We start from the raw sequence: 26095 nt of genomic DNA, 5'->3' as shown, positions 1-26095 counted from the left end.
CTCACATCGGACCGCGAGCGTCGATGCGTGCAAACTGGACAGGAAACTGCTTGTGAGCGTAGGAGAGACCGCGTCGCGTGGCGACATGAGAAGTTCTACAGGCGCGGCCGGGAACTCCGACCGGTGCGGAACCGACGGGACTACCGATGGGTGGCCGTGAACTCGGCGACGCGGTCGGCGATCCGCTCGGGGAACTCGCCGTTGATGGCGTGTGAGGCTTCCGGCCAGACCTCGACCTGCGCGCCGGGGATGGTGCGGGCGGTCTCGGCGGCGCGGGTCGCATCGTGAACTATGCTGCGCCCGGCCAAGATTGCCAGCACCGGAACCTCGATGGCGGCCAGTTCTTCGGCGGTCGGGCGCACCGGCATCGGTTGCGCCGACGTGAAATCCCGCATGGCGGAGGCGATCAGGCGGCCCTCGGGGATCGAGTCGTCCACCGGGATGCCGCCCGAGATCCAGCCGAGCAGCCAGTACCGCACCCGCTTCGGCAGGCCGGGGATGATGCTGCCGAGCGAGACGACGATCATCTTCCAGGTCAGCGGCGCAAAGGTATTCGCCGGATCGAGCAGGGTCACCGAGGCCACGGATTCGGGGCGGCGCATGGCGACCTGGATGGCCAGCCAGCCACCGATGCTGACGCCGAGCAGGTGCGCGCGCGGTAGGCCGAGACCGGAGAGCACTTCGGCGACCCACGTCGCCTGATCCTCCGGGGTGACAAGTTGCTTGTGCTGGCTGCTGGCACCGGGCTCGCCGATGCTGTCGATCGACCAGACGGTGCGCTGCGCCATCAGGCCCGGCAGGTTCGCGCCCCACATCGGCGTCGACGCTTGCCGCCCGGACAGCAGGACCAGTGGCGTGCCGCCCGCGTCGCCGAAGCGATAGGCGCGGACCGGGCCGAACGAGGTCGGCACGGCGACCCGCTCGGCGGGCTCGGGTAGTTCGGCCAGGCCGTCGGTGTAGGCGTCGGCGAATCGGTCGAACGCCGCCTCGGTCGCGAAGTAGCCGACCTTCGCCGCGGGCGTTCCGATATTCGGTTCCAGAAACAACTCGTTGTCGGCCACGAACCGCAGCTTATGCCGCTCGGTGTCCGGCGCGGCGGAACCGGTGTCGGCTGCTCGTGATCTGCCAGCACGATCAGTCGTCCGGGTTCTGGTGAGGTGTTGTGGCGCTGATGGTTTCGGGTGGGACGGCGTCGGTGTAGCGGCGGGCGAGGGTGCGGATGTGGTCGACCAGCTCCGGTGGGTCGTCCACGCGGAAGTCCATCATCAGCATGCTCAGGTAGATGGCGAGGGTTTCCATGGCATCGGCGCCGGTGATCAGGACGCAGGTGTGGGCGTCGACGGCCTCGACGACGCCCACCGCGGGATTGATTCTGGCGATGACGGTTTCGGCGGGAGCCAGCACGGTGACCCGGGCGTGCACCTGCCAGCCCGTGCTGGCGATGTGGCGCATGACGAAGGCGACCAGGTCGTCGCCGGGGAGCGCGCGGGCGGCGAACCGGCGAGTTCCGGGGGCGGCCTGCCGGATCCGGGCGACGGGAATCGCGGTCCAGGAATGGGTTTCGAGGTGGTAGGCGACCAGGTACCAGCGGCGCTGCCAATTGATCAGCCGGTACGGCTCGACTTCTTCGCCGCGTTCCGGTTCCGCCTGCTCGATCAGGACGGTGGCGGTGTCGCGGATGGCGCCGGCCAGCGTGGTCAGGATGGCGGCGGGGACCGGGGCGTCGGGCTCGCGGGAGCCGGTGGTGGCGGGGCCGATCGCGGTGGCCTCGCGTAGCGCGGTCACCTTGCGCTGCAAGCGTTTCGGCAGGATCTGGTCGAGTTTGGCCAGGGCGCGGGTGACGTTGTCGGTGATGTCCGCGATTCCGGTCGCGCCGTCCTCGGCCAGTCCGACGGCGACCGCGACCGCCACGGCCTCGTCGTCGTCCAACAGCAGGGGCGGCATGGTGGTGCCGCGACCCAGGCGATAGCCGCCGACGGCGCCGCGTTGCGCCTGCACGGGATAGCCGAGTTCGCGCAGGCGCTGGATGTCGTTGCGCAGGGTGCGGTCGGTGATCGCCAGCCGGTCGGCGAGCTCCCTGCCGGTGTGCGCGCGATCTTGGAGCAGGGCCAGCAAACGCAGCACGCGCACTGTGGTCGGCGTCACATTTCACCTCCGGATTATTAGGAACGAAACTAGCCTAATGGACGCATAGGCTGATGTCAGAAGCAAGGAACACCCTCTCGAAAGGCTCGGACATGAACGCCACCACCACCTCCATCGCCACCCTCAGCCCGGTGTGGCGCGACGTGCTCGCGGAGTCCTACCGCGCCCTGGCAAACGTGGTCGCCGGTATCGGCGACGACCAGTGGCAGCTGCCGACGCCGTGCTCGGAGTGGACGGTGACGCAGGTGATCCAGCACGCCGCCGGCGACCAGCTCGCCTACGCCGCGGCGCTCGGGATCGGCACCGGCCCCGACTACAACCCCTTCGATCCCTCCGGCACCATCGACGGCGCACCGTCGGCGCTGGTCGAGGTGGCCATCGAGCAGACCGCCGCCGCGTGGGCGACCGTCGCCGACGACACCGAGAACGTGCCGACGCCGTTGCCGCACGGTGCGCTGCCGACGCCGGTCGCCGCGGTGATGTGCGCGCTGGACGCTGCCGTGCACGCCTGGGATATCGCGATCGGCACCGGTCAGGCGTCGCCGCTGACCGAGGAGCTCGCGGGGTACCTGCTCACCGCCGCACGCACCGGACACCCCGCGCCCGGCAGCGGCCAGGAGGCGGAAATCGTTGAGCCGCTGCGGCAGTGGGGCGCCTACGCGGAGATCGTCGACGGTGCGCCCGGCGACAGTGCGGTTGCCGAGTTGCTGCACTACCTCGGCCGGGTGCCGCGGGTCTGATATGGCGCGGTGCGCGGCGGTGGCCGCGCACCTGTGCTGTCCGGGGGAACCGTTGGGGCGCAAGCGGAAATCGTCAGCGAGCGGTGACGAATCCTTCGGCGACCATCCAGTCGCGGGCGACGTCGGCCGGCTCGCGGCCTTCGACATCCACCTGCCGATTCAGCTCCGTGATGGCCTCGTTGGTCAGCCGCTGCGAGATCGGCGCCAGGACGGTGGCCACCTGCGGGTGGGCATCGGCGAAGGACTTCCGCATCACCACGGCCGCATTGTATTTCGGGAAGAAGCGCTGATCATCTTGTAGCAGAACGAGGTTCAGCGCGGGGATGCGACCGTCGGTGGCGGCCACGGAGCCGAACTTGCACTGCTTGCCGTCGGCGGTCGCCTGATAGACCACGGCGTCCTGCACGATCTGCTTGCGGACCTTGCCGACATCGATGTTGTATTTGCGGGCCAGACCCGGGTATCCGTCCTGGCGCACATTGAATTCGGTGCCGACGCAGGTCGCCGCGGCATCCGGGTTCTTCGCGATCAGCGCGGCGTAGTCCGACAGCGTCCGCACGCCGGTCTCCTGTGCGGTGGCCTGGCTCATCAACAGCGCGTAGGTGTTGTTCATCGGCGCCATGTCCGTCCACAGCATGCCGTGTGCGGCGAGGTCGGCGGCGCGGACGGCTTCGAACTGCTCGACCTCGTCCGGGATCGGGGTCTCTTTGCCGAGGTAGTTGATCCAGCCGGTGCCGGTGTAGTCGTAGGCGACGTCGATCTGGCCGTGCAACTGGGCGTCGCGCAGGCTGTTGGAGCCCTGGATGTTCGTCAGGTCGCGCACCTGCGCGCCGGCCGCCGACATGGCGAACTCGATGATGTAGCCGAGGATGTTCTGCTCGGTGAAGTCCTTGGACCCCACGATGATTCGCACCCCGTCGAGCTCCGGAACCGCGACGATGCTGCCCGGGCCCACCCGAAGCGGCACCGCGCCACCGGATTCCAGGCCGCAGGCCGCGACCAGCAGCACACCGGCGGCCAGTGCCACCCCGCGCCAACGCCGGTTCACCCGAGCCCCCTCGGCCCGAGGAACCGCTCGGCGAGCGCGCCGAGCCAGTCGACCAGCAGGGCGAGCGCGACCGCGAGGACGGCGCCGACCACCAGCGTGACGTGGTCGCGCAGCTTGTAACCGGTATCGATCAGGATGCCGAGACCGCCCGCGCTCACCAGGAACGACAGCGTCGCGGTGCCGACCGCCAGCACCAGCGAGGTGCGCAGTCCGGCCAGGATATAGGGCACCGCGAGCGGAAACTCGATGCGACGCAACACCGTTGCCGCCGACATGCCCTGGCCGCGGCCGGCGTCGGTGAGCGTCTGATCGACCTGCTGGTAGCCGAGGATCGTGTTGCGCAGCACCGGAAGCAGCGAATAGAAGGCGATCGGCGCGACCCCGATCCAGAAGCCGGTGGTGCGGGTGGCCAGGTAGAACAGCACGATCAGGCCGATGGCCGGTGCGGCCGCGCCGATATTGGCGATGCCGACGAAAACCGGTGCCAGACGGCGATATCCGGGGCGGGTGAGCAGCGTGCCGAGCGGCACCGCGACGGCGATGACGATCAGCACGACGGTCGCCGAGATCACGATGTGCTGCCAGGTGACGGTCACGATATTGCGCGTGTTGAGACTGGCCTGCTGGGTCGTGGTCAGGTCGCGGGCGAAGGCCCACACCAGCACGCCCGCGGTCAGCGCCAGCACGACCACCGGCTGGACGAACAGCCGGATGCGTTCGGCCCGGCGCTGCGCGGCGGGCGCGGAGGTCGAGGGCGGGGTGCCGGTGGCCGCCGTCACGGCGCGTCACCCGCCGCGGGACGGCCGGATCCGTGCTCGGCGCGCATCGCCGAGAGATGGGTGACCAAGGTGTCGATGTTGATCAGGCCGACGTATTCGCCGCGCTTTCCGGTGATCACCGCGTTCGCCGTCTGATCCGCGAGCAACGCCTCCAGCGCGTCCTGCAGGGTCGAGCGCAGCGAGAGCGGTTCGCCGATCGGTGTGCCGATGCCGCGCAACGAGTCAGCGTGCGCCAGATGGTCGGCCGAGACCCAGCGCAGTGGTCTGCGCTGCCGGTCGAGCACCAGCGCCCACGGCCAGTCCTGTTCGGCCAGCGCGGTCCGCAGCACGTCGACCGGCTCGTCTTCGATGGCGGTCGGGCATTGGCCCATGTCGACATCGCCGACCCGGGTGAGGGTGAGTTGCTTGAGCGAGGCGTCCGCGCCGACGAAACCGGCGACGGTGTCGTCGGCGGGATCGGCCAGGATCGCCGCCGGGGTGTCGTATTGCAGGATGCGGGATTGGTTGCCCAGCACCGCGATTCGGTCGCCGAGCTTGACCGCCTCGGTGAAGTCGTGCGTGACGAAGACGATGGTCTTGCCCAATTCGCCTTGCAGCCGCAGCAATTCGTCTTGCAGCAGGCCGCGGGTGATCGGGTCGACCGCGCCGAACGGCTCGTCCATCAGCAGCACCGGCGGGTCGGCGGCGAGCGCGCGGGCCACCCCGACGCGTTGCTGCTGGCCGCCGGACAGCTGGCGCGGGTACCGGTCGCGATAGGTGCCGGGATCGAGGCCGACCAGGTCGAGCATCTCGTCGGTGCGGGCGGCGATCTTCGTACGGTCCCAGCCGATCAGGCCGGGCACCGTCGCGACGTTCTTGGCCACGGTCATGTGCGGGAACAGTCCGGCCTGCTGGATCGAATAGCCGATACCGCGGCGCAATTCGTCGGGATTCATCGACGCGGCGTCTCGGCCGCCGATGGTGATGGTGCCCGAGGTCGGCTCGATCAGCCGGTTGATCATCCGCATGGTGGTGGTCTTGCCGCAGCCGGACGGCCCGACGAGCACGACGATTTCCCCGGCCGGGATGGTCATCGACACCTCGTCGACGGCCGGATCGCGCTGGCCCGGATAGCGTTTGGTGACCGCGTCGAGCACGATCTGCTCGCCGGACACCGCCGATTCGGTGCCGCCGGAACGGGTTTCGGTGTCAGTCACGAATTCCCCTCGAGGTGGTGAGCCGTCCGACGAGGACGTAGATCCCGTCCAGTACGAGCGCGAGTACGACGATCAGCACCGTGCCGACCAGCGCCTGCGGCACCGCGTTCGGGCTGCCGAGGCGGGCGAGTCCGGAGAAGATGAGGTTGCCGAGGCCGGGGCCCTTGGCGTACGCGGCGATGGCGAGGATGCCCATGATCAGCTGCGTGCTGACCCGGATGCCGGCCAGGATGGCGGGCCAGGCGAGGGGAAGCTCGATGGCGGTGAGCACGCGCAGGCGGTTCATGCCGACGCCGCGCGCCGCGTCGGTCACCGCGGGATCCACCGAGGACAGGCCGATGATGGTGTTGCGCAGGATCGGCAGCAGCGCGTAGAGCACCAGCGCGGTGATGGTCGGGGCGACGCCGAGGCCGAGCACCGGAATCAACAGGCCGAGCAGCGCGAACGACGGCACCGTGAGGATGGCGCTGGCGACGGCCGTCGAGACGGACGAGCCGAGGGGGCTGCGGTGCACCAGGATTCCGATCAGCACCGCGACCACGGTCGCGATCAGCACCGACTGCAACACCGCCGACACATGCAGGTAGGAGTCGATGAGCAGCTGATGTCGCCGGTGTACTACGAAAGTCCACAGCGTGTCCAGGGTCGTACCTCCCCGTCGCCCGGTGTCCTGGGAGGGTAGCGCGGATTCACTTCGCCCGGACGGTATTCCGGGCGGCGGCGCGCCGCCCGGAACCGAGCTCCGTGGTCAGACCGCGGATCTGATATCGGTGTGGACGAAGTCGTTGCCCTTGTAGAGCAGCGGCTTCTTGGTGACGGTGGCGAGTGCGTAGGCGAAGCAATCGCCGAGGTTGAGCTGTGCCCTATGGCCGCTGCCCTTGCCGAAGTCGCGGTACGCGGCGCGGGCGATGGCGGCCTGTTCCAATGAGACTGGAGCGAGTTCGATGTCTCCGTCGTCGATCAACTCCGCGAGGCGACGCGCGATGATCGGGTCCGGATCGCGATCCACCTTGATCGCCACTTCGAAGTGGTTGACCACCGACATCAACCGGCTCTCCGCCGAGTCGAGTGCGTCGATGAAGCTGGCTCGCTCTGGTTCCTTCTTGATGATGGCGAGCAGCGCCGATGCGTCGACGATCATGCGGGCAGCCCCTGCTCGTTGTAGAGATCATCGGTGGTCAGCAACGCGCGGGTCTCGGGCGTCATCCTGGCGTCGATATCCGCCACGATTTCCCAGAGCCGTGCCTTGCGCGTTTGGCGCGCCGTTTCACGCTCGGCGTCAAGTTCTTTCAACATACGTTTCAGTGCCTCCTCGACAACGCTGGTTTGGGACATCCCCGTCCGTTCCGCTGCCTCACGCACCAGGGCGTGCACCTTCTCATTCTTAATGTTCAAACTCACAATGATCTACCCTTCTGTGGCGGGGTGGTAGACACTATACCTTGGTTCCATCGGTGGACGAAATGTGTTTCGCGGGGAACCGTTCGACCTCTTCGTTCGTCCAATTCAGCAAGGGCCGAGACCATGACGAAGGTGGGGGAGAGATGACGGAACAGCAGGTCGGAGGGGCGCACCGGGCCCGGCCACGCAATGCGAGGCCGCGGCATGAGCGGTCGGGTCCGCGGGTGGGGCCGTGGCTCGTTGTCGGTTTGGTGGTGATCGCGCTCGCGGCCGCTGGAGTAGTAGGGGTCCGTTGGTGGCAGGACCGCTCGAATCCGGCGGCCATCGTCGGGGAACGCAGTACCGCCTTCCCGGCGATCGACAAGTCGGCCCTGGATCCGACGCAGGCCAAGATCGTCGCGGTGACCGCGCAGGAGTTTCGCAGTCCGGGCTCGGGCGGCAAGTACGCCGAAGGAGTGAGCGAACCGTGGTGCGCGGACTTCGTCAGCTGGGTGATGCGGGAGGCGGGTGTGCCGCTGGCGAACCCGAATTCGGGGTCGTGGCGGATCCCGGGGGTTTACACGTTGCAGGAGTACTACGCGGGTGCCGGGCGGTTCGCGCCGATCGATGGGTATCAGCCGCGCACAGGTGACGTACTGATGTATGACAGCACAAGCCCATTCGGCCAGCACACGAACATTGTGCTGAAATCCGGAGCGGGGACGGTGACGACCATCGGCGGCAACGAGTTCGGCGAGGTGAGTATCCACACGTTCGCCCTGGCCCAGGTGCCGGGGATCGTGGGTTTCGGCCGATTGTGAGCGGGATTGCCTGCCATCGGCGGTAGCCGGTGCGCGCAGACGGCCGATGAGCGCGCGCGATAGCCCTACGATAGATAGTGACGGCGCCCGGCAGCGCCGTCGCCGATCCCCGCCCTGCCTCCCCCTCATCGGCAGGACGGGGATCTCGGGTTCAGGCTCGTGCAAGCTCTGGGCAATGTCGGTCGCGTACCGTGTCCGTTGTCCATCGAGCGGTGAGGGTTCCGGAACATCTGATGCAGTCGACCGACGAACCGAGTGGCGATCCGGCCTGGATCGACTATGCCGACTTCGGCGAGCGCTTCGTCACGCACGCGGTGACGAAGGACCGGATCGAGGCCGCGGTGTCCGGGATGACCGGACGCGGCATGACGATCGGCCCGTTCTCCCTCGGCCCGGCCGGACTCGCTGGGTTCGTCGCCGAGGGCAAGGTCGGCACGCCGAAGGTGCTGCACAGCGGGCCGCACGTCACGTTCGACGTGACCGTGCCGGTGTCGCTGGCGCTGAAGGTGATGCTCGGCGGCAAGAAGCTGCGGCTGGAAGCCAGGGTCGAGATCGACCTGACCCTGCACGCGCGCACCGCCGACCCGCTGCTGATCGTCATCGATATCCCGCCGGTCACCCAGCGTGACGTCAGCTTCGTGCTGCGCGCCCAGGCGATGGACGCGGCGGGGGAGATGCTGCTGGACCCGATCGCGGGCCTGGTGCAACGCGAGGTCGCGTCCCGGGTGAACGCCATGCTCGCCGACGTACCGGCCCGCCGCGGCCGGGTCTTCGACGTCGAGGCCATCGTGAGCGGTACCCGGTCGGCGCATCGGGAGCAGGCGGAGTTCGACTGGATCGGCTACGACGAATTCGGGCACCGGTTCTTCTCCCGCATCGTGACCCGCGAGCGGGTGTTCGATGTGGTGGAACGGATGGCGGGCCGGCCGATCGAGATCGGGCCGCTGAAGACCGGACCGGGGAAGTCGGCGACGGTCACGGTGCGGGGCAGCGTCCGGGTGCCGCAGCTGGACGACAAGACGGACACGCCGCGGTCTTTCGACCTGACGCTGCCGGTCAGCCTCGACATCACCGTGGACGTGCTCAAGGCCAACCGCTACCGCGCCGACGTGGAGGTGCCGCTGGTGCTGACCGCGCGCGCCGCCGACCCGCTGCTGGTGGTCATCGATGTGCCGCCGCCGGACCAGGACGACATCCGCCTGGAATTCAAGGCGCACGGCGTGCGGGCGGCGACGCTCGGCGCGCTGGCGGGCATCAAGAAGCAGGTGATCGCCCAGGTGGCGAGCGTCGTGCGCAAGGAATTGGCCGACAGTTCCGGCCGCACGATCGACGTCGCCGCTCGGATGAGCGGCGTGCGGTAAGCGCGACCAGCCGGAATCCGCCCAGAATCCCGCACGCACACCAGTGTGACCAATGTGAACGGGTGTGTCCCATGGGTCTAGCGGTTCCCATGTGAATATGGTGAAATAAGTACACGTTCGAGGCTCCCGGCGCGTGCGTACATGTTTGGGGAAGGTGCGCCGGGCACGCTGCGATCCGACGGGCCCGGCGGGGGGCGGCGGAGCGTGACCACGTAGGGACCCGTGAGTGTCGCCAATTGAACACAGCCATCCACGGTCGGGGTTGCGCGAAGGAGTCCTGCGATGCGTTCCAGTTCTGTGTCCCGGCGTGAGCTATTCGGGTATGCCGCAGCGGCAGCCGCGATCGGCCTGACCGTTTCCGCGAAGCCCGCTTCCGCCAATTCGTTCGGCACCCTGATCGATTACGCGGGCGGCGTGCCGTCGGCCGAGTCCATCCGGGACGCCGGACATCTCGGGGTGATCCGCTACGTCTCGGATCGGCGGCCCGGCGCGGAATGGATGGAGGGCAAACCGCTGCGCGCCAACGAGGTCGACGAGTTGCACGCGGCGAACCTGCAGATCGTGTCCTGCTACCAGTTCGGCAAGGGTCCGACCGCGGACTGGCGGGGCGGCCTGGAGGCGGGCAAGCGGCACGCCCAGCGCGGGCTCGACCTGCACCTCGCCGCGGGCGGACCGGACGACGTGCCGATCTACGCGGCCATCGACGACAACCCGACCGCCGTGGAATTCGCCACCATGATCGCGCCCTACCTCCTCGGCTGGCAGTCGGTGCTCGGCAAGGAGAACACCGGCATGTACGCCAACGCGCCCACCATCGAACTGGCCCGCGCCGCAGGCCTGGGTTCCTGGTACTGGCAACACAATTGGGGCTCCAACGGCGTCGTGCATCCCGCCGCGCACCTGCATCAGTTCGAGATCGACAAGCGCTCGCTCGACGGCATCGGGATCGACCTCAACCGCGCGCTCGCCGCCGAGTACGGCCAGTGGTGAACCGCTAGGTCTGGCAGTGGCTCAACGGAGCCTCGCGCAGATCGGGTTCCTCGTCCGGCACCACCCGCAACGTCGGGCGCGAGTCCGGCGCCTCGTGATCGCCGAGCCAGGAGAACAGCGACCAGCGCGACAGGCCGGAGAACGCCGAACCGAGGCTGGTGAACGAGAACGAGGAGATGGCCGACCCGAACGAGCCGACCGACCCGATCGACAACACCGAGCCGACGCTGCCGATGGACAGGATCGAGTAGGCCGAGCCGATGGACAGGATCGAGCCCTCGGACCGGATGGACAGTATCGATCGATGCGAACGCCTGCTCCGGATGGAGCGGCCGGGCCGTATCGAATGTTCGATCGTCGCCATAGTTAGCGGTTTACCACAAACGCCATCCGCGTAGTGGTCATCGCGGCATTTCGCCGCAGCGGTGTCGTGAAAACGACAGGGGCGGCGACTCCGAAGAGTCGCCGCCCCTGTGCGTCGGAAACCTATGCGACGGTGAAGAAGCCCAGCGTCGGCAGGAACGAGCAGGTCCGAGGGTCGGCGTCGTCGGCCTTGGTGGTCAGCGAGCCGGAGATGACCGCGACGATCCGGCCGGCGCCGGTGTCGGCGATCGCGGACAGGGTGGCCGGGCCGCCGGGGTTGATCTTGGCCTCGTCGGTCAGCGGCAGCAGGCCGGACTGCCGGGTGTCCAGGTTCATCCACTGCACGGTCATCGGCGGATTCTGTTCCACCGTCGGCGCTTTGGTGCCGAGCGCGGTGAAGACGAACCCGGCCTGACCGGCCTTCGGTCCGGGCGGCGGCAGCTGGGCCGGGCCGGCGACGGCGAGCGCGGTGCCGATCGAGTCGGCGGTCGGGCCGATGCAGCCCTTGCCGATCGTCGGGTAGAGGAACTGGGCGATGACCGGGCCCTCCTGCGGCAGCTCGGGGCCACCGCCGCCGCTGCCGTCCAGGAAGGTGATGATCCGTTCCAGCGTCGACTTGATCTGCGGCGGAAGCGCCAGTGTCGCAAGCAGTTTGCGCGCCTGATCGAGGATGGCCGACTGCGGGCCCGCCGCGATATCGGCGGGGCCGGCGATCGAGCCGACGATGGCAGGGGCCAGGGCGGCGAGGGCGTCGATCGGGACACCCTCCGGGACCATGGGCACGGTGTTCGGGGTCGCCGCAGGCGCGGGCGCGGGCGCCGCGACCGCTGTCGTCATCGGCGCGGCAAGCGTGGCACTCGCCGCGATGGCGAGCGCGGACAATGCAATCCGCGTTCCTCGGGTGCGAAGCACTGGTCTAGCCGTCCTTACCTCGGGTACATCTGGGGCCGATGCTGAAAAGCCATCGTTTCGGGGGTCACTCTAGGGACATCGCGGCTATGTGTACAGCCGCGTCGCCCTACAGGTGCTGCGGACGATCAGTGTTATCAGACGGTAGCGCGCTACCTGTGTTGCTGGTGTGAAAGGTGATGCAAATGTTATCAGTGATTCGGGAGGGATCTGCTGATCCGAGGGCGCGGCGATCTGGATCGGCGCTGCGGCTAATCTAGTCCCAGCCATCCATTCTTGTCGCCGAACACTCGCATCGCCGGGTGCCGGGCCGACCTACCGCACCCGAGTCGAAAGCCTGCGATTTGAACCGTCAACTCCGATGGGCTGTCTCGGCACTCGGTCTGTCCGTGCTGGCGCGGCTGCTCTGGATGTTCTTGAACAAGAACGGGCTCAACGTCGTCGACCTCCACGTGTACGTGGACGGGTCGGCCTCACTGCTGACCGACAAGCTCTACGACTTCACCTATGCGGAGAAGACCCCGGACTTCCCGCTGCCGTTCACCTATCCGCCGTTCGCCGCGCTGGTCTTCTTCCCGCTGCACTATCTGCCGTTCACCGCCGTCGCGGTCGGCTGGCTGCTGGCCACCGTGGCCGCGCTCTACGTGGTGGTGCGCATCGCGCTGGAGCTGATCCTCGGCGCGGAACGGGTGCGCGAGCCGGGCTGGCAGGCCGCGACGGTCGGCTGGACCGCGCTCGGCATGTGGATGGAACCGGTGCGCACCACGATCGACTACGGCCAGGTCAATGTGTTCTTGGTGCTGGGCGCGATGATCGCGGTGCGCAGCTCGCGCTGGTGGTTGTCCGGCGGTCTGGTCGGCGTCATCGCCGGGATCAAACTGACCCCGGCGATCAGCGGTCTGTACTTCGTCGCACGGCGGCGCTGGCTGGCGGTGTTCTGGTCGGCGGTGGTCTTCGGCGCGACGGTGGGGATCAGCTTCCTGATCGCCCCGCACGAGGCGCGCCGCTACTTCGGCACGCTGCTCGGCGACGCCGACCGGATCGGTCCGGTCGGCTCGGTGTGGAACCAGTCGCTGCGCGGCACCCTGAGCCGGATCCTCGGCTACGACGTGCAATCCGGACCCTGGTGGCTGGCCGGGGTTGTGCTGGTCGCGGTGCTGGCCTTCTTCGCCTGGCGGGTGCTCGGCCCGGACGACCGGATGGGCACGCTGATCATGGTGCAGCTGTTCGGGCTGCTGGTCTCGCCGATCTCCTGGTCGCATCACTGGGTCTGGCTGCTGCCGACGGTGCTGTGGCTGCTCTACGGACCGCTGCGGCGGGCGCCGGGGGCCAAGCTCCTCGCGGGCTACTGGCTGGTGAACACGTTGATCGGGGTGCCGTGGGTGCTCTCGTTCTTCCAGGATTCGATCTGGACGATTCCGCGCCCCGCCGTGCTGGCCTGGCTCGGCGCGGTGGACGTGCTCGGCGCGCTGGTGTTCTTCGTCTGGGTGATCCGGGTCGGCCGCCGCACGCCGCCGGAGCCGGAAGCGGCGCGCGTGACCACCGAGGGCCAGGCCCGCGCCGCCTGATCCGGGTCAGCCGAGCTGCGCGGCCAGTCGATCGATCGTGCGCGCCAGCTCGACGTCCAGCGCGGTGAGGCCGCCGGAATCATGGGTGGACAGCGCGAAGGAGACCTTGCGCCAGCGGATGTCGATGTCGGGGTGGTGATTGGCGGCCTCGGCCGCCTCGGCGACCTGGCGGACCAGCTCGATGCCCGCGAGGAAGGCGGGCGCCTGGACGGTGCGGGTCAGCACGTCGCCGTCCCTGGTCCAGTCCGGCAGTTCGGTCAGTGACTGTTCGAGTTCGGTTTCGGTCAGCAGCGGGGCGCTCATAACCCGGTTCTACACCCGCGCCGGAAGTGATGTCCGTCATTGCCGGAAGGTTCGAGCGCGACGGGCCATCGGACCCGTGGAGCGGGGGCGGGAAGGTCAGGCGGCGCGGGCTTGCTTGAGCGCCTTTTTCAGGTCCTTGCCGCAGATGCCAGCGGCTTCGCACTTCTTCATACGCATAATGACCACAGGGCATTTCAGGCAGCGCGTCTTTTTTCGACAGCACTTCTTCTTCGGTTTCAGGCGCGAAACCTGCTTAGCCTTGACCTTGCCCATGTCGGTTAGCATACCCTTAGTTACGTGCCTGGCGCGGAGGGGTGACCGGAACGCAGGTAGGGTGTATATGGCCGCAATGCCCGGTGAGTTTCGATTCTCCACCTGTTTGCAGGGGTCGGCCGGTACCTACACCTAACAGCAGGAGGATTCAGCGTGTCGTCTGCGCGCGATTTTCGCAACGTCGCCATCGTGGCGCACGTCGACCACGGTAAGACGACGCTGGTCGACGCCATGCTCCGCCAATCCGGCGCGTTCGCCGAGCGGGCCGAGCTCGTCGACCGGGTGATGGACTCCGGTGACCTGGAGCGCGAGAAGGGCATCACCATTCTCGCGAAGAACACCGCGGTGCACCGGCACCACGCGGATGGTTCCGTCACCGTCATCAACGTGATCGACACCCCCGGCCACGCCGACTTCGGTGGCGAGGTCGAGCGCGGCCTGTCCATGGTCGACGGCGTCGTGCTGCTGGTCGACGCCTCCGAGGGTCCGCTGCCGCAGACCCGGTTCGTGCTGCGCAAGGCCCTCGCCGCGTCGCTGCCGGTGATCCTGGTGGTCAACAAGACCGACCGGCCGGACGCCCGGATCGAGGAGGTCGTCGAGGAGAGCCACGACCTGCTGCTCGACCTGGCCTCCGATCTGGACGACTCCGCCGCCGAGGCCGCCGAGCTCGCGCTCGACCTGCCGGTGCTCTACGCCTCCGGGCGCGCGGGCAAGGCGTCCAAGGAGCGCCCGGAGAACGGGCACGAGCCGGACGCGGAAAACCTGGACGCCCTCTTCGACGTGCTGCTCAACAACATCCCGGCGCCCAAGGGCGACCCGGCCGGACCGCTGCAGGCGCACGTCACCAACCTCGACGCCTCCGCGTTCCTCGGCCGCCTCGCGCTGGTCCGTATCTACAGCGGCGAGCTGCGCAAGGGCGCGAACGTCGCGTGGATGCACGGCGACGGCGTCAAGCAGGTGAAGATCACCGAGCTGCTCCAGACCATCGGCGTCGAGCGTCAGCCGGCCGAGGTCGCGGTGGCCGGTGACATCGTCGCCATCGCGGGCATCCCGGAGATCATGATCGGCGACACCCTGGCCGACCTGGAGAACCCGGTCGCGCTGCCGCGGATCAGCGTCGACGAGCCCGCCATCTCGGTGACCATCGGCACCAACACCTCGCCGCTGGTCGGCCGGGTGCAGGGCCACAAGCTCACCGCCCGCATGGTGAAGTCGCGCCTGGATCAGGAACTGGTCGGCAACGTGTCGCTGCGCGTGCTCGACATCGGCCGCCCGGACGCCTGGGAGGTGCAGGGCCGCGGTGAGCTCGCGCTGGCCATCCTGGTCGAGCAGATGCGCCGCGAAGGCTTCGAGCTGACCGTCGGCAAGCCGCAGGTGGTCACCAAGCTGGTCGACGGCAAGGTGCACGAGCCCTACGAAGAGCTGACCGTCGACTGCCCCGACGAGTACCTCGGTGCGGTCACCCAGCTGCTGGCCGCCCGCAAGGGCAAGATGGTGCAGATGACCAACCACAGCGCGGGCTGGGTGCGGATGGAGTTCATCGTCCCCTCGCGCGGTCTCATCGGCTTCCGCACCGACTTCCTCACCGACACCCGCGGCACCGGCATCGCCAACGCGGTCTCGCACGGTTACGCGCCGTGGGCCGGCGAGATCCGGGCCCGCCACACCGGCGCGCTGGTCTCCGACCGGGCCGGCTCGGTGACCCCGTTCGCGATGATCCAGCTCGCCGATCGCGGCCAGTTCTTCGTCGAGCCGGGCGCGGACACCTACGAGGGCATGGTCGTCGGCATCAACCCGCGCGCCGAGGACCTCGACATCAACGTCACCCGCGAGAAGAAGCTGACCAACATGCGCAGCGCGACCGCGGATGTGTTCGAGACGCTGGCCAAGCCGTTGCATCTGGACCTGGAAGCCGCGATGGAGTTCTGCGCCGACGACGAGTGCGTCGAGGTGACTCCGGAGGTGGTCCGGGTGCGCAAGGTGATCCTGGGCGCGACCGAGCGTGGCCGCGAACTGTCGCGTCGAAAGGCTCGGGACCGGGCCGCGCTGTAAGTCGCGGGTAGAGTGCGCAGCGTGAGCACGGGGGCAAGGAATCGCGCCACGTGGCGCGCACTGCTGATCATCGTGACGGCGTCGTTGACGGTGTTCGCCGGTTGCACGGCGAACCCGCCACCGCCGATCGAGACGACCGACAGCCCGAAGACGACGCAGGCCAAGCCGGGCAAGAGCACGGTGGTCGTCGCGATCGACACGATCGGGATCGGGTTCAATCCGCATCTGCGCTCGGACCAGTCGCCGGCCTCGGCCGCGTTGAGTTCGATGGTGCTGCCGAGCCCGTTCCGCCCGGTGCCGAGTCCGGCGGCGCCGGGCGTCACCGACTGGGTGCCGGACACGTCGTTGCTCGCCTCGGCCGAGGTCAGCGCGCAGGATCCGTTCACCATCACCTACACGCTGCGCAACGAGGCGAACTGGTCCGACGGTGCGCCGATCGCCGCCGAGGACTTCCAATTCCTCTGGCAGCAAATGATTTCCCAGCCCGGCGTGATCGACTCGGCGGGCTACCGGCTGATCACCGACATCGGCTCGGCCGACGGCGGCAAGCTGGTCACGGTGAAGATGCGGGAGCCGTATCCGGCGTGGCAGCAGCTGTTCACCAATCTGCTGCCCTCGCATCTGATGAAGGATTCGCCCGGCGGGTTCCAGGACGGCTGGGTGAAGAGCATCCGGGTGTCCGGCTCACAGTTCGCGATCAAGAACGTCGATCCGCAGCGGGAGGAGGTCCTGCTGGAGCGCAACGCGCGCTTCTGGGGGACCCCGGCCGCGCCGGACGAGATCCTGCTGCGCCGCGGCGGCACGCCCGCGCAGCTGGCGGAGTCGTTGCGCACCAACGACGCGCAGATGACGCTGGTGCACGGCGGCGTCGCGACGCAGGCCCAGCTGGCCGCCATTCCGTCGGTGCGCACCGCGATCATGCCGCAGTCGCGGGTGCTGCAACTCGCGCTCAACGCCAGGACCGGGCCGGTGAGCGACATCCGGGTCCGGCGCGCGGTGCTGGCGCTGCTCGATCCCGCGCTGCTCGCCACGGTCGGCGCGCAGACCGGCGGCTGGGTGGAACCGGCTCGCGCACAGATACTTTCGCCGTCCGATCCCGGCTACGCGCCCACCTCGCCGCCGCGGCCGCCGGCCGAGGAATCGTTCGCGTTGCTCGCGGAGGCCGGCTATGGCCGGGCGCCGGAGCCGCCGCCGGTGAACTCGCCGACCTCGCCCGCGCCGACCCCGCGCCCGGTCGCGAAAAACGGTAAATCCCTGTCGATTCGGATCGGCGCGGCCGAGGGCGACACCACCGCCATCGCGGTCGCCAACACCGCCGCCGACCAATTGCGCAGTGCCGGAATCGATGCCACGGTACGCAGCGTCTCCGCCGATCAGCTCTACGGGCGCGAGCTCGTCGAGGGCACGGTCGACGCGATAGTCGGCTGGGAGCGTGCGGGTTCCGATCCGGCCACCGTGCTCGCGTCCCGATATGGTTGCCCGCCACCGGAACCCGGCACCGGCACCACCGGTACGGCGCAGCAGAGCTCGGACCCGGCGCGCCGCGCGCCCGCCAACCTCTCCGGCGTGTGCGACCCGGCGCTGCAACTGCCGATGGACGAGGCGTTGCGCGGCATCGAGACCGGCCGGGTGCTGGCCGAGGCCGAGCCGAAGCTGTGGGAGCTGGCCACGGTGCTGCCGATCGTGCAGGACAACGTGGTCGCCGCGGCAGGCCCGCGGGTGGACGGCGCGTCGCTCAGCGGCAGCATCCAGGTCGGCATCTTCGGTGACGCGAGCCAGTGGCGCAAGATCCAATGACCGGCGGCCTGCTGCTGGTGCACGCGCACCCGGACGACGAATCCATCACCACCGGTGGCACTATCGCGCACTACCGGCGCCGCGGCGTGCCGGTGACCGTGGTGACCTGCACGCTCGGCGAGGAGGGTGAGGTCATCGGCGACGAGTGGGCCCAGCTCACCGCCGACCGCGCCGATCAACTCGGCGGCTACCGCATCCTCGAACTGACCCGGGCCCTGCGGGCCCTGGATGCCGCGCCGCCGCGTTTCCTCGGCGGCGCAGGCCACTGGCGCGACTCCGGCATGGCAGGCACCCCGGCCGCGGACAAGCCCGGGGTGTTCGTGAAGTCGGGTGACGAGGCCGTGCGCGCGCTGACCGAGGTGATCCTGGAACTGCGCCCGCGGGTGGTGATCGGCTACGACCCGAACGGCGGCTACGGCCACCCCGACCACATTCGCGCCCACCAGATCACCACGGCCGCCGTGCATTCCGCCGCCGAGCAGGGCTGGGACACGCCGAAGTTCTACTGGACCGTCACCGACGCCGACATGCTGCGTCAGCACACGAGCGCGCTGGCCAAGCGCACCGTGGACGGGTTGCCCGGCGCTTTGCCGCCGGGCTGGCGGCTGCCCGCCGAGGGCGAGCTGGCCAGCGTGCCGAGCCGCACCGTGACCACCACCATCGACGTGTCCGACGCGCTCGCGGCCAAGCGGGCCGCGCTGCGGGCGCACGCCACGCAGGTCACGGTGGCGCCGTCCGGCCGCGAATTCGCCCTGTCCAACAATGTTGCTCAGCCGGTACTGCCGGAGGAGTGCTACGCCCTGGTGCGCGGTCGACGCGGACCGGTCGGTACGGACGGTCGCGAACATGATCTGTTCGCCGGCCTCGAATAGCGAACTTCCAGCGATGCGGCGGCTGGCCTTCCGCACTTCCTGCTGGATTTCGGCGTAATCTTCGAATGTGCCCTGAGCTGCGAGTATTCGTAGCTTGAGGGTTGCTGTTACCCCGAAATATTTCGCCGGGTACCGTTCCCGTGATCTCGAATTCATCGATGTGGAGGGCGAAGCGGTTCATGACGGCGGTCGGCGACAAGGCTCACCTCAGCCTCGAGGACGAGGGTTATCACAAGAGTCTCAAACCGCGGCAGCTGCAGATGATCGCCATCGGTGGCGCCATCGGCACGGGGCTGTTCCTCGGTGCGGGCGGCAGGCTCGCCAATGCGGGACCGGGACTGTTCCTGGTCTACGGCGTCTGCGGCTTCTTCGCGTTCCTCATCCTGCGCGCGCTCGGCGAACTCGTGCTGCACCGGCCGTCCTCCGGGTCGTTCGTGTCCTACGCGCGTGAGTTCTTCGGCGAGAAGGCCGCGTTCGTGGCCGGCTGGATGTACTTCCTCAACTGGTCCATGACCGGCATCGCCGACACCACCGCGATCGCCCAGTATTTCCACTACTGGTCCGGATTCAGCAGCATCCCGCAGTGGTTGCTCGCGCTCATCGCGCTGGTCGTGGTGCTCAGCATCAACCTGATCTCGGTGAAGTGGTTCGGCGAGATGGAGTTCTGGGCCGCGCTGGTCAAGGTGTTCGCGCTGAGCGCGTTCCTGATCGTCGGCACGATCTTCCTGATCGGCCGGTTCACCGTGCAGGGCAACCCGACCGGGCCGAGCGTGATCGCCGACAGCGGCGGGCTGTTCCCGACCGGGGCGCTGCCATTGGTCGTGGTCGTCTCCGGTGTGGTGTTCGCGTACGCCGCGGTCGAATTGGTCGGCACGGCGGCGGGCGAGACGGAGAATCCGGCCAAGATCATGCCGCGCGCGATCAACTCGGTGATCGCCCGGATCGCGATCTTCTACGTCGGTTCGCTGGTGCTGCTCGGCCTGCTGCTGCCGTACACCGCCTACACCGCCAAGGAGAGCCCGTTCGTCACCTTCTTCACCATGCTCGGCGTGCCCGGCATCGGCAGCGTGATGAACCTGGTGGTGCTCACCGCCGCGTTCTCCAGCCTCAACGCCGGCCTGTACTCGACCGGGCGCATCCTGCGGTCCATGTCGATGAACGGCAGCGCGCCGAAGTTCACCGGGGTGATGGGGCGCAACGGCGTTCCCTACGGCGGCATCCTGCTGACCAGCCTGATCGCGCTGATCGGCATCGCGCTCAACGGCGTGGTGCCGGACCAGGCGTTCGAGATCGTGCTGAACCTGGCCTCGCTCGGCATCGTCGCCTCCTGGGCCACCATCGTGCTGTGCCAGCTGCAGCTGTGGCGGTGGTGCAAGCAGGGCAAGGCGGAACGCCCGTCGTTCCGTATGTTCGGCGCGCCCTATACCGGGCTGCTCACGTTGGTGTTCCTGTTCTTCGTGGTGGTGCTCACCGGCTTCGACTATCCGGTGGGTACCTGGACCGTCGCCTCGCTGGTGCTGATCATCCCGATGCTGATCGTCGGCTGGCTGGTGGCGCGCAAGCGGGTGCTGTCCATCGCCGAGGAGCGGATGGGCTATACCGGCGAGTTCCCGGTGGTGGCCAACCTCCCGGTCGACGGCGAGAAGAAGTGATCATGCGGGGCACGGCCGCCGCGGCGCCGGAATAGACTCGCTCCCATGTACAACTGGTCGGTCCAGGACGCGATCGTCGCGTTCGTGGACAGCATGAAGCCGAACTGGCAGGCGCAACACGACCTGTATCTGACGGTGCTGCACGGGTTCGTCGACATGCAGAGTCACCTGTTGACCCTGCTCGGCTTCCCGCCGGTGCCGTGAGAACGGCCGTCGACGGCCAGCCGGGCGGCCGCGCGCCCGTGTCGTATCTGGAGTCGCCCGCCCCGGCGGCGCCCTGGTTGGCGCCGCTCATCCTGGTGGTGCTGGTGATCGACGCGTTCATCACGCTGGCGCTGGAGGTGCTGTACCTGCCGACCTACTTCGGCAGCACCGCGTTTCCGTTGTCCGGGGTGCTGGCGGGGGTGGTGAACATCCTGCTGGTGATGGGTGCCCGTGCCGTCTCGACCAGGGTCGCGGCGATGTTCCTGCCGCTGGCCGCGTGGACTTTCGGATTCCTCGTCTGCGCGAGCACCGGCCCCGGCGGGGACATCATGCTGGCCAGCGACTGGCGCACCGTGCTGCTGCTGTTCTGCGGACTGGTGCCGCCGCTGATCTACCTCTATATCCGGATCAACTCCGGGCTGTTCAGCCGGCGTTAGCGCTCGCCGAGCTGGCCCGGCGTGACCGAGTCGATGAGCGCCCAGGCCTCGTCGATCGGTAGGTCGAACACGTGGTAGCGCTTCTTGCCCGCGGCGGCGGCCGCGACGACGGTGGCCACGCCGGCCCGGCGCTGGAAGAACGACTGCCGGACGGTCCAGCCGATCACCCCCGGCGCTTCGAGGCAGTCCCGGTCGCGGCCCAGTGAGCCGGACCGGGTGATCAACCAGGCTGGGCTGGTAGGGGTTTCGGGCAGCACGGTGTGACCGAGGCCGCGATACCGGTCTTCGGCCAACGCGATCGCGATCGGGACCAGCAGCGCCGGAATCACGTACCACCACGGCGAAAGGCCCGCACCCGCGACCGAGAAGCCGAGCATGACGACGGCGGCCACGGCGATCGGGCCCAGCGTGCGGGTGTACCGCCTGCGCCGCGCGATCGGCCCGTGCGGAGTGAGCGGCGCGCTGCCGGGCGTCGGACCCGCGGCCGGCGGGGCAATCACCTTGTCCTGGAACTCATCCGGCGCGAGCAGATGGCTCAACGTGTGCTCGATGGCGGTGCGCGGCGCCTGCGGCAGAATCTTCTGCCGCGGGCTCGCCCCGACCATGATGGCCTCCAGTTCGGCCGCGCCGGCCAGCCGCAGCAGCAGCGGCTCGTTCACCGTGGCGCCGCGGAAGCGGGCCAGATCCAAAGTGATCTGCCGGGTGGTGAACAAACCGTGGCGCAGGTGCAGCGTCCGGCCGTCGTCGATCACCCGCAGGCCGAAATACGTGGTCAGATACCGCGCACAGGCCGCGAGGCTGACGATGAGCACGACCACCAGGATCAGCCCGGCGGTGCCGATCGCGATGAGCGCCGCACCGCCGTTCTCCACCCGCTGCACCGCGTTCGACCGGAACAGCACCTGCCCGACGCCGTACTGGAACGCCAGGCCGACGATCGGCGCGATGATCGCGAAACCGGTCAAGGACAGCGGCGCGTACCGGACCCAGCCCGGATTCCAGTGCGCGATCTCGCGGCCGGGTCGCGCGTCCTGGCTTGCGGGGTCCGCGGTGTCGTCCGGAACGGGTTGTCCGGCAACGCTTTGCGGCGCCTGCGCGGTGTGCGCCAGCAACGCGGTCCGCAGGTCGGGCACCAATCGTGCGTCCAGCGCGTCCAATTTGAACTTCTCGCCCGAATCCGCCTGCTGCCCGGTGCCGATGGCCAGCACCGCCAGGCCGAGCAGCCGGTGCAGCAGGTCCGCCTCGATGTCCACCGACCGGATCCGCGACCGCGGCACCGCGAGCTTCTTGCGCTGCACCAGCCCGGTGCGCAGCTCGACATGGGTCGGCCCGACCCGATACGTGGTGGTGAACCAGCGGGTGAGCGCGAACCCGACGATCAGGGCCAGCGGGATGATGCTCCACACATGGTTGCCGCTGCTGGTGCCGAGGATCACCGACCCGATCAGCACCGGGATGAACTTCACCACCTCGGTGACCGGATGTACCAACAGCATTCGCTTGTCCAGCCGCGACCACGGTTGATCGGTCTGCGGCGCGAGCGCCTCCACGGAACTCACGTCGCGTCGCCCCGATGCTGTGCCGCGATCCGGGTCAGCCGGGTGACCGTCTCCTCGGCCACCGGCAGATCGAGTTCGGAGATCTGCACCGCGCCGGCCGACGAGGCGGTGGTCACCGTCACCGTGGCCAGGCCGAGCAACCGCGCCAACGGGCCGCGTTCGGTGTCCACCGTCTGCACCCGCGAGATCGGCGCCACCCGGCTCTCCTGGGTGAGCCAGCCGACCCTGGTGTAAACGGCCTCCTCGGTCACCTCCCACCGGTGCACCGCATACCGCCACCACGGCACCACGCCGATGTTCAGCCCGGCGAGCACCAGCGTCACCAGGAACACGCCGAGTTGCCACCCCCGATTGCCGGAGTCGAGCACTGCCCACACGAGCTGCGCGGCGAACGGCACCACCCAGACCACAGCGGCCTGAATGGTCCACAAGAGTTTCGCCTTCGGACTGGGGCGCCAGGCCGGATCGGCCATGATCGTGCGCGGCTGCGACATGCCTGCCATGGTTCCACGAACTCCGGCCGCGGGGGCTGCCGATCGCGCGCGGCGCGGCGCGACCGGCCCGGCAGCGCGGGGATGCACCCCGGCGCCGGTGGAATTTCCCCGGGCCTCGCGCAGTTGTGAACGCTCACATGGTGCCTCGCTGTCCCAGGGCTCCGTGGTGAGCGCAGCGTCCCGTGCCCGGTGGGTTCCGGTCGTTACGCTCACTCATCAGCATCGGAAGGAGACAGGTCCGGATGGTTAGCGCATGATCGAAGCTGTGACTGAGCGTAGCGAAGGAACCACCACCACAGCACCACCGATCGCGGTGGAGCCGAGCGTCAGCGAGGCGGAGGCGTGACCGAACTGCCGAGGCCGACCATTCCAGCCGCACCACCTTCCCCCTCGGCCATGCGCCGGGCCCTGCGACGAGCGCGTGACGGCGTCACGCTGAACGTGGACGAGGCCGCCGTGCTCCTGCACGCGACCGGCGACGATCTGAAAGATTTGAGTCACAGCGCGGCGCGGGTGCGCGATGCCGGGCTGGAGTCGGCCGGCCGGCCCAGGACGATCAGCTATTCGCGCAATGTCTTCATCCCACTGACCCGCCTCTGTCGGGACAAATGCCACTACTGCACCTTCGTCACCGTGCCGGGCAAGCTGCGCGCCGAGGGCAAGGGCATGTTCCTGGAACCCGACGAGGTGCTCGACATCGCCCGGCGCGGCGCCGCGCTTGGCTGCAAGGAAGCCCTGTTCACCCTGGGTGATCGGCCCGAGGATCGCTGGCCGGAGGCCGCGCAGTGGCTCGACGAGCGCGGCTACGACTCCACCCTGGACTACCTGCGCGCCGTCTCGATCATGGTGCTGGAGGAGACCGGACTGCTGCCGCACCTGAACCCCGGTGTGATGTCGTGGGAGGAGATCTCCCGGCTCAAGCCGGTCGCGCAGTCCATGGGCATGATGCTGGAGACCACCTCCACCCGGCTGTTCACCGAGAAGGGCGAATGCCACTACGGCAGCCCGGACAAGGACCCGGCGGTCCGGCTGCGCGCGATCACCGACGCGGGCAGGCTGTCGGTCCCGTACACCACCGGCCTGCTGGTCGGCATCGGCGAGACGATCGCCGAGCGGGCCGAGTCGATCATGGCGATTCGTAAGCAGCACAAGGCGTTCGGGCACATCCAGGAAGTCATCATCCAGAACTTCCGGGCCAAGGACGACACCGCCATGCGCGACGTCCCGGACGCGGGTATCGAGGAGTTCCTGGCCACCATCGCGGTGACCAGGCTGCTGCTCGGCCCGGACGTGCCGGTGCAGGCGCCGCCGAATCTGGTGTCGCACGAGGACTGCCTGGCGCTGATCGACGCGGGCATCGACGACTGGGGTGGCGTGTCGCCGGTGACGGTGGATCACGTGAACCCGGAACGGCCCTGGCCGAACCTGGACACCCTGCGCGAGATCACCGAGGCGGCCGGCTACCAGCTGGTCGAGCGGACCTCCGCGCACCCGAAATACGTGCGAGCGGGCAGCCCGTGGATCGATCCGCGGATCGGCGCACACGTCGCCGCGCTCAGCGATCCGGTCACCGGCCTGGCCGATCCGGACGCGATGCCGGTCGGTCTGCCCTGGCAGGAACCGGACCAGTCCTGGGAGTCCGCCGGTCGAGTCGACCTCAACACCTCGATCGACACCGAGGGCCGCAACACCGAGAGTCGGAGCGACTCCGCGATCGGCCAGGACGTGGTGGGCGCGTTCGGCGACTGGGACACCATCCGGGAGCAGGCCCGCGACCTCGCGGTCGTCGCGCCGGAACGGCTCGACTCCGAGGTGCTCGCCGCGCTGCGGGCGGCGGAGAAGGATCCGGCGGGCCTCTCCGATGCCGAATACCTGGCCCTGGCCACGGCCGACGGCGCGAACCTGGAGGCAGTGGCCGCGCTGGCCGATCAACTGCGCCGTGACACCGTCGGTGACGACGTCACCTACGTGGTCAACCGGAACATCAACTTCACCAACATCTGCTACACCGGCTGCCGCTTCTGCGCGTTCGCCCAGCGCAAGGGTGACGCCGACGCGTTCACGCTGAGCATGGACGAGGTCGCCGACCGGGCCTGGGAGGCGCACGTCGACGGCGCCACCGAGGTCTGCATGCAGGGCGGCATCGACCCCGACCTGCCGGTCACCGGCTATGCCGACATCGTGCGGGCGGTGAAGCAGCGGGTGCCGTCCATGCACGTGCACGCGTTCAGCCCGATGGAGATCGTGAACGGCGCCTCCCGCGGCGGGCAGAGCATCCGGGACTGGCTGGTCGCGCTGAAGGAGGCCGGCCTGGACACCATCCCCGGCACCGCCGCGGAGATCCTGGACGACGAGGTGCGCTGGGTGCTCACCAAGGGCAAGCTGCCCACCTCGGCCTGGATCGACGTGATCACCACCGCACATCAGATCGGCCTGCGCTCCAGCTCGACCATGATGTACGGGCACGTGGACAACCCGAAGCACTGGGTCGGGCACCTGCGCGTGCTGCGCGGAATCCAGGACGAGACAGGCGGTTTCACCGAGTTCGTGCTGTTGCCGTTCGTGCATCAGAGCGCGCCGCTGTACCTGGCGGGCGCCGCACGGCCGGGGCCGACGAACCGGGACAACCAGGCCGCGCACGCGCTGTCGCGGATCATGCTGCACGGGCGGATCGAGAACATCCAGACCAGCTGGGTGAAGCTCGGCACGATCGGCACCAGGGTGATGCTGAACAGCGGCGCCAACGACCTGGGCGGCACGCTGATGGAGGAGACCATCTCCCGGATGGCCGGCTCGCAGCACGGCTCGGCGAAGACCGTCGCGGAGCTGGTGGACATCGCCGCGGGCATCGGCCGTCCGGCCCGCGAACGGACCACCACGTACGGCGTTCCGCAGCACAAGGTTTCGGCGTTGCCCCTCACCGTGGGATAGCGGCGTAGGCTTCCGGTAACTGCCGGTGGCGGTGATAGGCAAGGCCGCACGCGGCGATCGAATTCGGATCTGGCCGGATTGTCGGAATACCGGCAGCCCGACCGGGAGGTTTCCGAACAGCCGGGGCCGTACCCGCGATGACGTGGGACGGCTCCGAACAGCCTGGTCCTGACCGGGGTTTCGGACGGCGAGAGTGGCGTGCGGAACATCCGAAGTTAGGC

General features: G+C 68.7%; 26 protein-coding genes. 12 read left to right on the top strand and 14 right to left on the bottom strand.

The features are described 5' to 3' along the window. Positions 1-140: 140 nt before the first annotated feature. Complete coding sequence (locus tag ACFQ9K_RS25875; RefSeq protein WP_378720782.1) at positions 141-1061, bottom strand: alpha/beta fold hydrolase; 921 nt, start codon at positions 1059-1061, stop codon at positions 141-143. Between the two features lie 73 nt (positions 1062-1134). Then, positions 1135-2145 (bottom strand): helix-turn-helix transcriptional regulator, encoded by a 1011-nt coding sequence (locus tag ACFQ9K_RS25870; RefSeq protein ID WP_378720781.1) that lies wholly within the window; start codon positions 2143-2145, stop codon positions 1135-1137. Between the two features lie 92 nt (positions 2146-2237). On the opposite strand from ACFQ9K_RS25870, the gene ACFQ9K_RS25865 reads away from it, so the two are divergent. Then, entirely contained in the window at positions 2238-2885 is a 648-nt protein-coding gene (locus tag ACFQ9K_RS25865; RefSeq protein WP_378720780.1) for a TIGR03086 family metal-binding protein, read from the top strand. Between the two features lie 73 nt (positions 2886-2958). On the opposite strand, the gene ACFQ9K_RS25860 is transcribed toward ACFQ9K_RS25865, so the two are convergent. The 6 genes from ACFQ9K_RS25860 to ACFQ9K_RS25835 all read right to left on the bottom strand — a co-directional run bounded on the left by ACFQ9K_RS25860 (position 2959) and on the right by ACFQ9K_RS25835 (position 7303). Then, positions 2959-3933: a glycine betaine ABC transporter substrate-binding protein gene (locus ACFQ9K_RS25860; protein ID WP_378726328.1), complete on the bottom strand. Its 975-nt coding sequence runs from the start codon at positions 3931-3933 to the stop codon at positions 2959-2961. Further along, positions 3930-4712 carry an ABC transporter permease gene (locus ACFQ9K_RS25855; protein ID WP_378726326.1) on the bottom strand — a complete coding sequence of 261 codons (783 nt, stop codon included), beginning with the start codon at positions 4710-4712 and terminating at the stop codon, positions 3930-3932. Before ACFQ9K_RS25855 ends, ACFQ9K_RS25860 begins: the two co-directional genes overlap by 4 nt. Beyond that, entirely contained in the window at positions 4709-5908 is a 1200-nt protein-coding gene (locus ACFQ9K_RS25850; RefSeq protein WP_378726324.1) for an ABC transporter ATP-binding protein, read from the bottom strand. The genes ACFQ9K_RS25855 and ACFQ9K_RS25850 overlap by 4 nt, the downstream gene beginning before the upstream one ends. Continuing rightward, complete coding sequence (locus tag ACFQ9K_RS25845; protein WP_378726330.1) at positions 5901-6551, bottom strand: ABC transporter permease; 651 nt, start codon at positions 6549-6551, stop codon at positions 5901-5903. The genes ACFQ9K_RS25850 and ACFQ9K_RS25845 overlap by 8 nt, the downstream gene beginning before the upstream one ends. A 105-nt stretch (positions 6552-6656) precedes the next feature. After that, positions 6657-7049: a type II toxin-antitoxin system VapC family toxin gene (locus ACFQ9K_RS25840; RefSeq protein WP_378726322.1), complete on the bottom strand. Its 393-nt coding sequence runs from the start codon at positions 7047-7049 to the stop codon at positions 6657-6659. Then, positions 7046-7303: a type II toxin-antitoxin system VapB family antitoxin gene (locus ACFQ9K_RS25835; protein ID WP_378983703.1), complete on the bottom strand. Its 258-nt coding sequence runs from the start codon at positions 7301-7303 to the stop codon at positions 7046-7048. The genes ACFQ9K_RS25840 and ACFQ9K_RS25835 overlap by 4 nt, the downstream gene beginning before the upstream one ends. A 149-nt stretch (positions 7304-7452) precedes the next feature. Between ACFQ9K_RS25835 and ACFQ9K_RS25830 the strand changes: the two genes are divergently transcribed. From ACFQ9K_RS25830 to ACFQ9K_RS25820, 3 genes are all read left to right on the top strand, one after another. Next, the gene (locus ACFQ9K_RS25830; RefSeq protein ID WP_378726318.1) at positions 7453-8109 is read left to right on the top strand and encodes a CHAP domain-containing protein; all 657 of its coding nucleotides are present in this window, start codon (positions 7453-7455) and stop codon (positions 8107-8109) included. A gap of 233 nt (positions 8110-8342) precedes the next feature. Then, positions 8343-9470, top strand: a complete 1128-nt coding sequence (locus ACFQ9K_RS25825) for a hypothetical protein (RefSeq protein WP_378726316.1) — start codon at positions 8343-8345, stop codon at positions 9468-9470. Between the two features lie 282 nt (positions 9471-9752). Then, a complete protein-coding gene (locus ACFQ9K_RS25820; protein WP_378726314.1) occupies positions 9753-10460 on the top strand; it encodes a DUF1906 domain-containing protein in 708 nt (235 codons plus the stop codon). A gap of 4 nt (positions 10461-10464) precedes the next feature. On the opposite strand, the gene ACFQ9K_RS25815 is transcribed toward ACFQ9K_RS25820, so the two are convergent. After that, complete coding sequence (locus ACFQ9K_RS25815) at positions 10465-10824, bottom strand: hypothetical protein (RefSeq protein WP_150402302.1); 360 nt, start codon at positions 10822-10824, stop codon at positions 10465-10467. A 122-nt stretch (positions 10825-10946) separates the two neighbouring features. Further along, positions 10947-11735 carry a hypothetical protein gene (locus tag ACFQ9K_RS25810; protein WP_378716573.1) on the bottom strand — a complete coding sequence of 263 codons (789 nt, stop codon included), beginning with the start codon at positions 11733-11735 and terminating at the stop codon, positions 10947-10949. A gap of 299 nt (positions 11736-12034) precedes the next feature. Between ACFQ9K_RS25810 and ACFQ9K_RS25805 the strand changes: the two genes are divergently transcribed. Next, positions 12035-13300, top strand: coding sequence for a mannosyltransferase (locus ACFQ9K_RS25805; protein WP_378716576.1), 1266 nt, complete (start codon positions 12035-12037; stop codon positions 13298-13300). 6 nt (positions 13301-13306) lie between these two features. On the opposite strand, the gene ACFQ9K_RS25800 is transcribed toward ACFQ9K_RS25805, so the two are convergent. Further along, on the bottom strand, positions 13307-13603 hold the full coding sequence (locus ACFQ9K_RS25800; RefSeq protein ID WP_378716578.1) for a 4a-hydroxytetrahydrobiopterin dehydratase: 297 nt from the start codon (positions 13601-13603) through the stop codon (positions 13307-13309). A 96-nt stretch (positions 13604-13699) separates the two neighbouring features. After that, on the bottom strand, positions 13700-13876 hold the full coding sequence (locus ACFQ9K_RS25795; protein WP_167768842.1) for a hypothetical protein: 177 nt from the start codon (positions 13874-13876) through the stop codon (positions 13700-13702). 153 nt (positions 13877-14029) lie between these two features. On the opposite strand from ACFQ9K_RS25795, the gene typA reads away from it, so the two are divergent. The 6 genes from typA (at position 14030) to ACFQ9K_RS25765 (ending at position 20890) form a co-directional block, all read left to right on the top strand. After that, positions 14030-15928: a translational GTPase TypA gene (gene typA / locus ACFQ9K_RS25790; RefSeq protein ID WP_378716580.1), complete on the top strand. Its 1899-nt coding sequence runs from the start codon at positions 14030-14032 to the stop codon at positions 15926-15928. A gap of 12 nt (positions 15929-15940) precedes the next feature. Further along, positions 15941-17725: an ABC transporter family substrate-binding protein gene (locus tag ACFQ9K_RS25785; RefSeq protein ID WP_378716582.1), complete on the top strand. Its 1785-nt coding sequence runs from the start codon at positions 15941-15943 to the stop codon at positions 17723-17725. Next, a complete protein-coding gene (mshB, locus tag ACFQ9K_RS25780) occupies positions 17722-18597 on the top strand; it encodes an N-acetyl-1-D-myo-inositol-2-amino-2-deoxy-alpha-D-glucopyranoside deacetylase (RefSeq protein WP_378716674.1) in 876 nt (291 codons plus the stop codon). Before ACFQ9K_RS25785 ends, mshB begins: the two co-directional genes overlap by 4 nt. A gap of 179 nt (positions 18598-18776) precedes the next feature. Then, the gene (locus ACFQ9K_RS25775; RefSeq protein WP_378716676.1) at positions 18777-20249 is read left to right on the top strand and encodes an amino acid permease; all 1473 of its coding nucleotides are present in this window, start codon (positions 18777-18779) and stop codon (positions 20247-20249) included. Positions 20250-20294: 45 nt separating this feature from the next. Then, the gene (locus tag ACFQ9K_RS25770; protein WP_378716583.1) at positions 20295-20453 is read left to right on the top strand and encodes a hypothetical protein; all 159 of its coding nucleotides are present in this window, start codon (positions 20295-20297) and stop codon (positions 20451-20453) included. After that, positions 20450-20890 (top strand): hypothetical protein, encoded by a 441-nt coding sequence (locus tag ACFQ9K_RS25765; protein ID WP_378716585.1) that lies wholly within the window; start codon positions 20450-20452, stop codon positions 20888-20890. The genes ACFQ9K_RS25770 and ACFQ9K_RS25765 overlap by 4 nt, the downstream gene beginning before the upstream one ends. Here the strand turns inward: ACFQ9K_RS25765 and ACFQ9K_RS25760 are convergent. Then, positions 20887-22386, bottom strand: a complete 1500-nt coding sequence (locus ACFQ9K_RS25760) for a PH domain-containing protein (protein WP_378716677.1) — start codon at positions 22384-22386, stop codon at positions 20887-20889. The genes ACFQ9K_RS25765 and ACFQ9K_RS25760 overlap by 4 nt on opposite strands. A 59-nt stretch (positions 22387-22445) precedes the next feature. Next, on the bottom strand, positions 22446-22943 hold the full coding sequence (locus ACFQ9K_RS25755; RefSeq protein ID WP_378716586.1) for a PH domain-containing protein: 498 nt from the start codon (positions 22941-22943) through the stop codon (positions 22446-22448). Between the two features lie 342 nt (positions 22944-23285). Here ACFQ9K_RS25755 and ACFQ9K_RS25750 point away from each other — a divergent pair, with 342 nt between their 5' ends. Beyond that, entirely contained in the window at positions 23286-25874 is a 2589-nt protein-coding gene (locus ACFQ9K_RS25750; protein ID WP_378716588.1) for a bifunctional FO biosynthesis protein CofGH, read from the top strand. Positions 25875-26095: the final 221 nt, after the last annotated feature.

It is taken from the genome of Nocardia sp. NPDC056564 (genome assembly GCF_042793755.1).
Classification (GTDB): domain Bacteria; phylum Actinomycetota; class Actinomycetes; order Mycobacteriales; family Mycobacteriaceae; genus Nocardia.
The sequence above is the reverse complement of the archived record's forward strand: the minus strand, read 5'-3'. Positions and strand labels throughout refer to the sequence as shown.